8 protein-coding genes are annotated in these 10951 nt (G+C 59.6%); 1 reads left to right on the top strand and 7 read right to left on the bottom strand.

Annotation, left to right across the window (positions count from 1 at the left end; translation table 11 throughout):
* Nucleotides 1–119: 119 nt before the first annotated feature.
* From KL786_RS09560 to KL786_RS09540, 5 genes are all read right to left on the bottom strand, one after another.
* Complete coding sequence (locus KL786_RS09560) at nucleotides 120–1979, bottom strand: DUF3857 domain-containing transglutaminase family protein (protein ID WP_215517448.1); 1860 nt, start codon at nucleotides 1977–1979, stop codon at nucleotides 120–122.
* A 151-nt stretch (nucleotides 1980–2130) separates the two neighbouring features.
* Nucleotides 2131–3228: a DNA alkylation repair protein gene (locus tag KL786_RS09555; RefSeq protein WP_215517447.1), complete on the bottom strand. Its 1098-nt coding sequence runs from the start codon at nucleotides 3226–3228 to the stop codon at nucleotides 2131–2133.
* A gap of 114 nt (nucleotides 3229–3342) precedes the next feature.
* A complete protein-coding gene (locus KL786_RS09550; protein ID WP_215517446.1) occupies nucleotides 3343–4689 on the bottom strand; it encodes a glutamine synthetase family protein in 1347 nt (448 codons plus the stop codon).
* 22 nt (nucleotides 4690–4711) lie between these two features.
* Nucleotides 4712–5269 carry a helix-turn-helix domain-containing protein gene (locus tag KL786_RS09545; protein ID WP_032860210.1) on the bottom strand — a complete coding sequence of 186 codons (558 nt, stop codon included), beginning with the start codon at nucleotides 5267–5269 and terminating at the stop codon, nucleotides 4712–4714.
* A gap of 111 nt (nucleotides 5270–5380) precedes the next feature.
* On the bottom strand, nucleotides 5381–7546 hold the full coding sequence (locus KL786_RS09540; RefSeq protein ID WP_215517445.1) for a WG repeat-containing protein: 2166 nt from the start codon (nucleotides 7544–7546) through the stop codon (nucleotides 5381–5383).
* A 176-nt stretch (nucleotides 7547–7722) separates the two neighbouring features.
* Here KL786_RS09540 and KL786_RS09535 point away from each other — a divergent pair, with 176 nt between their 5' ends.
* A complete protein-coding gene (locus KL786_RS09535) occupies nucleotides 7723–8928 on the top strand; it encodes an MFS transporter (RefSeq protein ID WP_215517444.1) in 1206 nt (401 codons plus the stop codon).
* A 43-nt stretch (nucleotides 8929–8971) separates the two neighbouring features.
* On the opposite strand, the gene KL786_RS09530 is transcribed toward KL786_RS09535, so the two are convergent.
* Together KL786_RS09530 and KL786_RS09525 are read right to left on the bottom strand one after the other, a co-directional pair.
* Nucleotides 8972–9220 (bottom strand): DUF1652 domain-containing protein, encoded by a 249-nt coding sequence (locus KL786_RS09530; RefSeq protein ID WP_215517443.1) that lies wholly within the window; start codon nucleotides 9218–9220, stop codon nucleotides 8972–8974.
* 134 nt (nucleotides 9221–9354) lie between these two features.
* The gene (locus KL786_RS09525; protein WP_032860205.1) at nucleotides 9355–10851 is read right to left on the bottom strand and encodes a PAS domain S-box protein; all 1497 of its coding nucleotides are present in this window, start codon (nucleotides 10849–10851) and stop codon (nucleotides 9355–9357) included.
* Nucleotides 10852–10951: the final 100 nt, after the last annotated feature.

The following is a 10951-nucleotide window of genomic DNA, read 5'->3' as shown; positions in this document are numbered from 1 at the left end:
GCTGTCGAGCCCCGGCGAGGCTGCGATAGCGGTGGATCAGGCGACATCTTCAGTGACTGTGCCGCCGCCATCGCAGCCTCGCAGGGCGAGACAGCTCCCACATGGGGCTGTGCGTGGGTTTAGAGTTTCACGGTCTGATGCACCTGTTCACCACACGCACGGGCATCGTTGATCATCTTTTCAAACGGCGCACTGAAGATTTCATCGTGGCTCAACCAGCGCACTTTCTGGGTCAGCCGATAGTGATAGCGCAAGCCGTCCTTGAGCTGCTCGCCATCGAGCTCCAGGTCATACCAGGGCGAGCTGATCTTGCAGCCCTGCACCGGTTTGTCCATCTTCCCGCCGGTCAAGGTAAAGGTGTAGTCGACAGTGTCCGGATTGCCCAGGTACAGGTCGCCCTGTTGCCCGTTGCGGCGGTAGTTGAACAGGTCATCCCACTTCTCTTTCAGCGACTGGTCGGTATAGACGTAGCCGTTGTCGAGTTTCTCCAGGGCGCGCAGGTCAGTCATGCTGGCGTTGACGGTGTAGGTGTCGGGCACCACGAAGCCGGTGGGCGAGCGGGTGACCTGGCAATCGCTGATTTCCCGGCCGAAGTTGTCGCAGATGTTCTGGTCGGTGGCGGTAGCGCCTTGCTCGCGGTCAGCGACGCTTAATTGCATCAGTGTCAGGCCGCTGAAGGTGACGCTGGCGCGGGTCGCACCGTTGCCCTGTTTGTCGTAATGCACCTGTTTGTCCAGGCGGATGCTGGTTTCAGGGCGCGCCAGGGGGATATGTTCCTCGCGTACCTGGCCTTGGGCGTCGTTGACGAGTACCCAGCGGTCCTGGATGTCGGGCATGGCCTGGCCCGGGGCGAACACCGGGTTGGTCGGGTCCAGCCACCACACCTGGCCGGCTACTTCGGCACGCACGATGGCGTGGTTGGGCGCGCCGGTGCCCGGAATCAGCAGTGAATCCACCACATCCCCACGGCTGACCCAGGCGGTCTCGGCCTTGATCCCGCTGGCCTTGAGCATGGCGGTCAGGAGGATCGCGAGGTCCTTGCAGTCGCCATAACCGTGCTGTTCGATCTCTGCCAGGTTAAACGGCACATAGCCGCGATCCGTGGCGCGCCAGTCCCCCAGGTAACGGTAGTGATCGTTGATGTGCTGCATCAGGCCGGCCACTTGCTGCGCCGGGGCCAAGTCTTTCACCGTAGCCACGGCGGCGGCACTGCCTGCCGGCAGCTTGGTCGCGAGGATCTGGTTGTAGCGCTGGGCAAAACCACCGAAATGCTTTTGCACATCAAGGCTGCTGCCCACTTCGATACGCGGGATCAGCCGCAGGTAGGCGTGGCTCGATTCGTTGATGTAATTGAGATAGGTCGGCGCCTTCAGTTCGATATCCAGGGTCTTGCGATTGACCGATGGGGTGATGGTGAAACCGTCCATCAACTCCGCGCGCCACTCGATTGGCCGTTCAGCCGTGAACCGTGCCTTGAGGCGGTCGCGACGGGCAGTGCTGGTGCCGAACTGCAGGGCGTAGTGGAACTCGGTCATCAGCGGCTTGGCGGCGTGATGTTCGCGCACGGTGTAGCGGATTTGCGTGCCGACCCGCAGGTTGGGAAAGGCCAGGGACGTTTGCTTGAGCCGGGAAAACCCCTGGTCAGGGTTGGGCGCGGTGCGCGTATCGATCTGCGCTTCGTCGAGGGGCTGCGGCTTGCCGCCGGGCTGGGTGGATTCGGCGTGCAGTACTTCAAAACCATCGCCTTCGGCATAGTTGAAGTCGATTCGCGACAATATTTCCCGGCCACTGGGCTTGAGGATGGTGTAGCGGTAGGTGGTGGTGCAATCGGTGCTGGCGTCACGGTTGAAGTGGCAGTGCAGCTCGGATTCGTTGGCAAGTGCAGCTTCTGCCATGGGTTGCGGCGCGGCGTAAGCGTGGTGCGAAACAAGCCCCAGACTTGCGCAAATCAAAGGGCGGTAAAACGAAAAACAGTGCATGGGCGCCTCAGGTGGAACGTTGACACAGATACCCTAGCGGGTACCAAGAAGGCGGCAGATGATAATTGATCGCAACACCAAAGACCAGCATTGTAGGACAATAAATGTCGCTGAAAGGCCCGAGATAGAGCCTTTTGTTTGGTGGGAAGGGTCAGTCGAGCAGTTCAAATTCACTGCTTGCCAGGCGTTCACCGTTCACAAGTACATGCACGGTGTGCTGGCCGGGGTAGTGCTTGCGCGTGGTCATGTCGCGGATGTGTTGGCTACGTAAAACTGTATGCCGCTCATTCGCGCCGAGGGTAAAGGTCTTGAGCTTGAACACCTTGGCGGCGCTATGGCCGGTGCTTTTTACATAATCGATGGCGTAGTCCACCACCAGTTTTTGTGAGGTGCTGGCCATGGATTGCAGGGTAAACGACAGGTTGATGCGCTCACCCAGGCGAATCACCGCGGGCTCGACCTTCAAGTGCTGGATCTTCACTTCGGCACGCGCGCCTGCGCCCATGATCGTCAATGCGCGGGTATTGCCTTGCTTGATCAGGCTGCGCAGGGCGTGGCGAGCGATCCAGGCTGTTTGAGGGTTGTCCAGTGACCAACTCTCGATAACATCCAGCACCCAGTCCGGATGGTCCTTGGTGATGTCGTTGAGGTGGTTGGCCACGGACTTGCGTACATACAGGCTGTTGTCGGCCTTGAGGTTATCCAGGATCGACGCGCACAGGCGCGGATCGGCCTGCACCCGGGCCAGGCGAAACGACCACGGCAGCCTCGGCCGCGAGCCCTCGCTGGCGAGGCGGCGCACGTGTTCATTGTCGTCCAGCGACCACTGCTGCATCACCGCCAGCGTGGGTTCAAAATCCTTGAGCAGAAAAGGCCGCACGGCAAACTCGGCAGAACCAAAGGTGGTGAAGTACTTGAGCGCTGCCATCGAGCGCTTGAAGTCATCCTGGCCGTAGCTGGCCACAAAGTGCGGCAGGAACAGGCTGACAAAGCTGCTGTTCAGGCGCGGAGCCAGGGCATACAGATGCTTGAGGGTATGCGCATAGTCCAGGGGGATGACCGCGTGCAGGCTTTCGCTGACACGGGCCATGCGCTGCATCACCGACAACTGGGCCAAATCCTGCGTGGCGTGCTTGAGAAACCCCTTGGCGTCAAACGCCGGGTACACCGCACGCATTTCATCGGCGATGTGTTGCAGGCGTTCGAGGTTGAAGATTTCCTTGAGGGCAGGGGGGCTTTGGTCGGTCATGGGCAGTCCGCAGGAGAGGGCGATCATAAGACCTTTGCAAGGTAACACCTTGCTCAAGGCCGCGAAGATCAAACTGTAGGAGCTGGCTTGCCAGCTCCTACAGGGAGGCGGTCGCTACAGATACCAGCGATATTCCCGTGCATTGATCTCCTGCTGGAAGGCCAGGTGATCCTGGCGTTTGTTCTCGCAATAGACGTCGACAAACTCCGCGCCCAGGCCCTTGCGCAGGGCCGGTTGCGCCTGCATGGCGCGCACGGCCTCAAGCATTTCCAGGGGGAAGTCGTGGCCGCTGTCGCGGTCCTCGTTCAACGGTGCGATGGGTTCGCGCGCAGCCTCCAGGCCATGTTCGAGCCCGACCAGGATTGCCGCCAGCACCAGGTAGGGATTGGCGTCGGCACTGGCCAGGCGATGCTCGATCCGCAGGTTGCGCGGATCAGACTCGGGGATACGCACGCAGGCGTCACGGTCTTCATAGCCCCAGCAGGCCTTGGTCGCCGCGTTGACCGTACCGCCCAGGCGCCTGAAGGCGTTGTGGTTGGGCGAGAAAATCGGCATGCAATGGGGCAGCAGTTCCAGGCAACCCGCCACCGCGTGGCGCAACGGTTGCTGCTGATGCGCCGCCAGCAGGTTATTGCCGGCGGCATCGTACAGGCTGACATGCACATGCATGCCACTGCCCGGATGTTGCAGGTAGGGCTTGGCCATGAAACTGGCGCGATAGCCATGCTTGAGCGCCACGCCACGGGTACTGCGGCAGAACAGGGCGGCCCAGTCGGCGGCGCGCAGGCCATCGTCGAGGTGGCCAAAATTGATTTCGAACTGGCCGGGGCCCAGTTCGGCAGTGATCACCGTAATATCGATGCCCTGGGCCTGGGCGGTCTGCACCATGTCATCGAGCACCGGGGCGAACCGTGACAGCCGCTCGATATGCAGGGTGGGCTGGTCGTCCGGGTCATCGCTCAACGGGTCGCGGGCAAATTGCGGCAGGCCATCGGCGAGTTTTCTGTCGAACAGGTAGAACTCCAGTTCAAACGCCACCACCGGGTGAATACCCTTGCCGTGCAGGCGTTCGAGGACCTTGGCCAGCACTTCTCGGGGTTCGAATTCGATGGGTGCCTCGGTACCGTCGGAGGTGATCAGCATCTGTCCCAGGGGCTGCGCCTCCCAACTTACCGGCTTGAGCGTGCCGGGCACCAGGCGGCGGTTGGCGTCCGGGTCGCCGTCATGGAAGCAGTAGTCGCCGATCTTGAACAAACCGCCCTGGGCGCCTAGCAGCACGGCGTTCTGTGGCAGTTTCAGAGGGCTGCCGGCGGCGACTTTTTCCAACATTTCAACCGGGTAGCGCTTGCCGTAGAACCGTCCGGGAATGTCCAGGGAAATCAGGTCGACGTAACGTACATCCGGATGGTTCTGGCGAAAGGTCCGCACTTCGGCCAGTAACGTGGAGGAATGGCTTTTCACGGGTGACGCTCCTTGGTGTGCCTCAGTTGTAGACCCACAGCACGCGGGCCGGCAGGTCGGTCAGGTTGCCGTAGCGGCAGTGGGCGAAACTGGCCAGGTGAAAGCTGTCGCCGGGGCCCAGGGTGACCGCGTCGGCCTCGCCTTCGACCCATAGCGTCAGGTGGCCTTCAAGCACAAACCCGGCCTGTTCGGCGCGGTCGCTCATGGTCTGTTCACCGCTGTTGGCGCCAGGGGCCAACCAGCTGTCGAGCATCGAGAACGCCCCGTTCATGCTCGGTGAGACGAGGATGTCGGTAATGCCATTGGCGTAGTACACCGTACGCCGCTCGTTGGGCCGCGTGACCCAATCCACCGCCTTGGGTTTGGGCACGCTGTAGAAATAAGTGGTGGGCACATCGAGGGCATGGCTGATGGCAGTCAGGTCTGCCACGGTGGGGCGCGACAAACCGCGCTCGACCTGGGACAGGAAACCCACCGAGCGCTCGATCTTTTGCGCCAGCTGGGCCAGGGTGAGTTTCTTGTACTTGCGCAGGTCGTGGATCAGGGTCGCCAGGGCGTCCAGTTCTTCTTGTTTGTCCATGGGAGTATTTTCGTGAAATTCTTATCTTTAAATTTCATGAAAAAATACATGATTAATTTCATGGGCGCAACGGACAAGCGCCCTGTCTGGCTTGATTGAACGGTTTGAACCTTACTCGCGCTCAAAACTGCTTGTCTGGTTACCGTCAGCATCGAACACATTGACCCGGTTCGGCACCTGCGCATCCCAAATGCTGTAGGTCGCATCGTTGCTGTTGGACGGGTAGCTGTAGCTGGTATAGGAGCCCAGTTTCTTCGCCACGCGGTTGTTCTTGTCGATCAGCACCAAGCCCTCAAACCCATCCATTTCTGCAGCGGCCAGGTTCTTCTGGAAGGGGGTGAGCTTGGTGTAGGTCACGGGCACGCGAAGTTTGCCGTTCATATCAATGGCGCCGTAACGGCTGCCCTTTTGCACCACCGCCATGCCGTTGGAGAACGTATTCACGTCATCGAATGGCAGGCTGAACGGCAGCGCCTTGCCCTGTTCATTGATGAAGCTGTATTTGTTGCTTTTACGGTCCTGGATCAATAACGGCTGGCCCTGTACAAACTGTCCGAAGACCGTTGCGCCGGCCGGATTGAGTTTTTTCATACCCAGGTCGTAGACGTCGGTTTGATGCTTGTCGGCAGAGGTGGCGTAGATAAAGGCGCCCGCGCCGTTAACGCTGGAGTAGCGCGGCGCCAGCAGCTCCTTGCCGCTCAGGTTCCAGGCACCGTATAGCGAGTCCGAGCCATAGGTTTTCTGGCCCGGACGGGCGATGAACACCTCGCCGACGACACTGGGGTTGACGTACTTCATCGGCACCACGACCTGCAATTTCTTGACGTCGTAGACACCGTAGGGGCCATTGGTCTCGCGCTGGACCACCATCAACCGGTCGTTGATCTGCTGTTCGATGCTTTCGAAGGGCAGTTCATTGAGCGTGTGCGTGCCAGGCACAAAGGCAAAGTACTTGAACAGCAACTGGCTCCAGCCCTCGCCAGAGGACTTCTCGCCGACCATCATCTGGTAGACATCAGGCATTTGGGTGTACTCGATACGCTCGAAGCGTGGCTTGACCACCCATTGCCCCTGGTTATCGATAAAGCCCTTTTTTTCGCTGGCGCTGTCGAAGGCAATGTAGCGATCACGGGGCGCCAGGTTGTTGCTCATTTCCAGATCAATCGTCTGCGGTTGCGCCGGTTCCAGCAGGTAGATGACCACACTGGCAGGCGTGTCTTCGAACTGGTAAGTCACCTGGACATTGCTCAGGTCGCTGTCTGAGCTGGGCAGGCTGCTGGCGAATTTTTCCAGGTGATCCTGCACGGCTGCGGCATTTTTGAAATCGTCGAAATGGTCTTCCATGCGCAGCAGTTCGTTGTAGTACGCCTTCAGGTTGGCCTTTTGTTCGGCCGTGGGCGAGGTGTTGGAGCTGCTGCCGCCGCTGTACAAGGTCTTGCCGTCGGCGGTCAGGCCCTGGATCACATAGGACTTGTGCTTGGGCGTGGCCAGTTGCAGGGCCGCGCGTGAGTCACCGAGGGCGGTCAGTTGGTAAGTCTCGCCGTTTTCACCGGTGACTTTCGGGTTGGCCTGGTCCAGCAGGATTTTCTTGAAGCCAGGGTAAGCCTGGTAGTGCAGGGCAACACTGATGCGCTCAACCGGCTTGTTGACCTTCAGCTCGGTGCTGGTGTGGTTTGGCTCTTCTTCGCTATTGGCGTCCTCAAGGACCACCTCGGCAAACGGCTGTTGGGTGCCATCGCGAAAATGCACGGTCTGGATCTGGTAGCTGCCTGTGCTTTCCTGATCCGGCAGCGCGCCAAGCTTGAGGGTGTCGCGGATCGTTTCGACATCCAGGTTGAGCCCGGAGCCATTGTCGAAAAACACCTGTTGGAAGTGCAGCGGTGTTTGCTTGAGGGTGGTCAACGCAGCCTTCAATTGCTGATCGGGGAAGGGCACGAACGGCTTGTCGTAGCTCAGTTCTTTCTGCGCCTGAGGCTCGTCGGGCGTGGGGGTGGCCGGGCCGATTTCCAGGCGCATGCTTTCGATCACCGCAATGCGGTTGAGGCTGTCGCGCATATCGAGGATCAGGTAATTCAGGCGCTTTTTCGCTTCCGCCAAGGGCAGGTCCCGAATGCCATCCACACCGCCTTCATTGAGCTGTGCCTCGCTGTACTCGGCGTCTTCAAGCAACTCGGTGTCAGCATTGCGGCCCAGCAGGTAATACGTTGCGCCGCCGATCACCGCGATCACAATCAAGGCGCTGGCCAATAGTTTGGTTCGGGACAGAGCTGTTTTCATCGTGCTTGGACTCGTCAGTAGGCTGGCGCAAGGAGAGTAGTACCGTATACACGTTATTCAGAATTGTGGATTTAATTTTTGCATAAATGCATAAGGCAGCATTTTCTGCCGCTCATCCTGCGTTAAGGTAGCGACTGGCCCCATTGCAACGAATGCCTTCAGAGAAAGAGAGCAGGATGCTGACCACAATAAAAAATTACCCCCGCACCGTGAACCTGTTGCTGTCAGCCACGCTGATTCTGACACTGGCCAAGGCGATTACCTTTCCGTACATGGTGATCTACCTGACCAGTCACTTTGCCCTGGGCATCAGCCAGGTAGGCCTGGTGATTGGCAGTTCGCTGATCGTCGGCTCCCTGCTGAGTGTCTACGGCGGCTTCCTGGTGGACCGGGTCAACAGTTATCGCTTGTTGCTGGGCCTGAGCCTGCTGTTTGTCCTGGGGTTTGTCGGCACGCTGCTGGCGCGTGACCTGTGGTTGTTCTATGCCTGCCTGATCCTGATCAACCTGGCCTATGCGGTGATCGATATTGCGGTCAAGGCCGGGTTTGCCAGCCTGTTGCCCGAGGATGCGCGCAGCGAAGTGTTTTCTATCAAGTACACCCTGACCAATATCGGTTACGCGGTCGGGCCGTTTTTTGGTGCGATGATCGCCAAGGCCGATATCAGCCTGCCGTTTGTATTGTCGGCGGTACTGGGGGCTGGGTTTTTCCTGCTCTACTGGCGTTGGGGCGACCGCACCCTGGCGACGGTCGACACGGCGCAAAAACCGGTGTCGTTCCTTGCCGTTGGCCGGGTGTTGCTGCGTGATCATCGGCTGGTGTGCTTTACCGTGGGCGGCTTGCTCAGCGCAGTAGTCTTTGGACAGTTCACTGCGTACCTGTCGCAGTACCTGGTGACGACCTCAAGTGCGGAGTACACCTACAAGGTCATCAGCGCGATTCTGACCACCAACGCACTATTGGTGATCGCCCTGCAATACGTGATTGGCCGGCAGATCAGCCACCGTCACCTGAGCCGCTGGCTGATCCTCGGGCTGGGCATGTTCATGCTGGGGGTGATTGGCTTTGCGCTGTCCACCAGCGTGTGGTGGTGGGTGGTGTCGATGGCGATCTTTACCGTGGGGGAAATCATCGTATTCCCCGCTGAATACATGTTTATCGACCGCATTGCCCCGGATCACCTGCGGGGCATGTACTACGGCGCGCAAAACCTCTCCAACCTCGGTGCCGCCCTGGGACCGGTGTTGTGCGGGCTGGTGCTGGCCAGCCTGCCGGCGCACTACATGTTCTACATGCTGGCGGGGTTTATCGTGGCCGGCGGGCTGTTCTATTTTATCGGCGCGTCGTTGAAACCGCGTCCTGACACCGCACAACCTGTGTAAATGTCTGCGTCCCACAGGGAATAGTGCCTACAAAGGGGCGGGGTCAGATGGAGAGTGCCCCCCCCACGGTGTTGCTGTGCAACTCATAGCGCAATTCCTCGACCATCGTCGCGACGTCTTGCGGGGTCTTGAGCTTATTCACGCTGATCCCGGTGACGACCAGGTCCACCCGGCCGCTCTCGGCGTCAAACACCTTCAAGGTCAGTGACGAGTCGCGACACAAGGTGAACTCGCAGGTCAGCGGCAACAAGGCTTCCTCGATGCAATTGCGCAGTTGGGCCAGGGTAAACATGTGGACTTTCCTTCAAAGGGCAAGAGTGCTTGGGTAAAGGCGTTCAAGGCCTGTACTCACCCTTCAAAGGTTAAGTAGTGCATGGGTAGGAAAATAAGGCGAATTTGCACTGGTAGTCCTAGTGCATTTGCACCTTATTTCGGGTTTTTTGCCCGCCGCTCCCCGGCAAACAACCCCCGCTCCCGGGCCCAGACGATGGCGGCACTGCGGCTGTGTACGTTGAGTTTGGAATAGACCGTAGCCACATGATTGCGCACGGTATTGGGCGCCAGCTTCAGGCGCGAGGCGATTTCCTTGTCGGCCAGGCCTTCACAGATCAGCCCCAGTACATCCCGCTCACGGGCGGTCAAGTCGGTGAACGCGATGTTCGGCAGGTTGGGGCTGTTGACGCTCTTGGCGTTGGCCAGTTTTTCGATCAGGGTCTGGCTGAACCAGGACGCATCTTTCATCACCTCCTCGATGGCCGATACCAACTCCAGCTCCGAGCGTTTGCGTTCGGTGATGTTCATCATCACCAGCAAGTAACAGGTGGTGTCCTGAATGCTCACGGTGTCGGCCGACACCACGCAATCAATCACTTCGTTGCCTTTCTTGCGGATCTTCAGATCCTGGCCATCGAGGTTGCCGGCCTTTTCCAGGGTGGCGAACAACTGCGTGCAGGCCTCGCTGCTGTCGATAAAGTTGATCTCGGTGATGGACTTGCCGATCAGTTCTTCACTGGTGTAGCCGGTGATGCTCATGAACGCGTCGTTGACGTCCACCACTTGCTGATTGCCCGCATCGCACACCAGGGTCGGCACCGGTGTCAGGCGGAAGGACTTGGCAAACCGCTCCTCGCTCTGGCGCAGGGCGGTTTCGGCCTTGCGCCGGGGCTCAAGGTCAGTGAAGGAAAACAGCATGCATTCCTCATCGTTCATATCCAGCGGCTGGCCGGCGACAATCACCAGCTTGCTGCCGCCTTCAGGCAGCTTGAGCTCGGCTTGCATCTGCGGGATGGTCGCCCCTTCGCCCAGGCGCTGGATCGCCAGCTCCTTGCGTTCGGCCTGTTCCAGCACATCCAGTTCGTACACCGAGCGGCCGATCACCTGATCGCGGTTATGACCGGTCATTTCGAGGAACCCCTGGTTGACCTTGATATAGCGCAAATCGCTCAAGCGGCAGATCACCGCCGGCGCCGGGTTGGCATTGAAGGTCTTTTCAAAGCGCTGCTCGGCGCTGGCCCATTCGGTGGCGTCGCTGAGGATCAGCACCAGCAGTTCCGGCTTGCCGGCGCTGTCGGTGAGCGCCAGGCTGCGCAAGCGATGGACCCAGGTGCGGTCGGCGTCGGCGGTGGGGGTGACTTCGACTATCACGTCACTGAACGCTTCGCCGTTGGCCACCCGGCTCAGCGGATAGGCCTCCAGGGCCAGCGGGTGATTGTTGCGATAGCGCAGGGCAAAGCGCTCGGCGTATTCGGCCGTGTTGGCACCGAGCCCGGCAATGTCATCCAGGCCATGCATGGCCAGCGCGGCTTCGTTGGCCCAGAGAATGCTCTGGTCGACCTCGGCGAGAATCACCCCATCGGACAGTCCGGAGATGATCTGCTGCAATTGGCGGCGATTGGTTTCTTGGGCGAGGACGGCCTGGCTCATGGTTTCTCCAAAATGGGTAGATAAGGACAACCGTGTCTCCTGTAGGCGCGAGCTTGCTCCACCGGTAACGCGCGCGCCCAGGAAGAACGCGGCGCCCTCA

It is taken from the genome of Pseudomonas sp. TAE6080, from assembly GCF_018732265.1.
Classification (GTDB): domain Bacteria; phylum Pseudomonadota; class Gammaproteobacteria; order Pseudomonadales; family Pseudomonadaceae; genus Aquipseudomonas; species Aquipseudomonas brenneri.
This window is presented reverse-complemented; position numbering and strand designations above follow the sequence as displayed.

Bases quoted from the DNA above. Each gene is read 5' to 3' on its own strand.
- KL786_RS09545 (WP_032860210.1), bottom strand. From the start codon at position 5,269: ATGGACAAACAAGAAGAACTGGACGCCCTGGCGACCCTGATCCACGAC.
- KL786_RS09555 (WP_215517447.1), bottom strand. From the start codon at position 3,228: ATGACCGACCAAAGCCCCCCTGCCCTCAAGGAAATCTTCAACCTCGAA.
- KL786_RS09560 (WP_215517448.1), bottom strand. From the start codon at position 1,979: ATGCACTGTTTTTCGTTTTACCGCCCTTTGATTTGCGCAAGTCTGGGG.
- KL786_RS09530 (WP_215517443.1), bottom strand. From the start codon at position 9,220: ATGTTTACCCTGGCCCAACTGCGCAATTGCATCGAGGAAGCCTTGTTG.
- KL786_RS09525 (WP_032860205.1), bottom strand. From the start codon at position 10,851: ATGAGCCAGGCCGTCCTCGCCCAAGAAACCAATCGCCGCCAATTGCAG.
- KL786_RS09535 (WP_215517444.1), top strand. From the start codon at position 7,723: ATGCTGACCACAATAAAAAATTACCCCCGCACCGTGAACCTGTTGCTG.
- KL786_RS09540 (WP_215517445.1), bottom strand. From the start codon at position 7,546: ATGAAAACAGCTCTGTCCCGAACCAAACTATTGGCCAGCGCCTTGATT.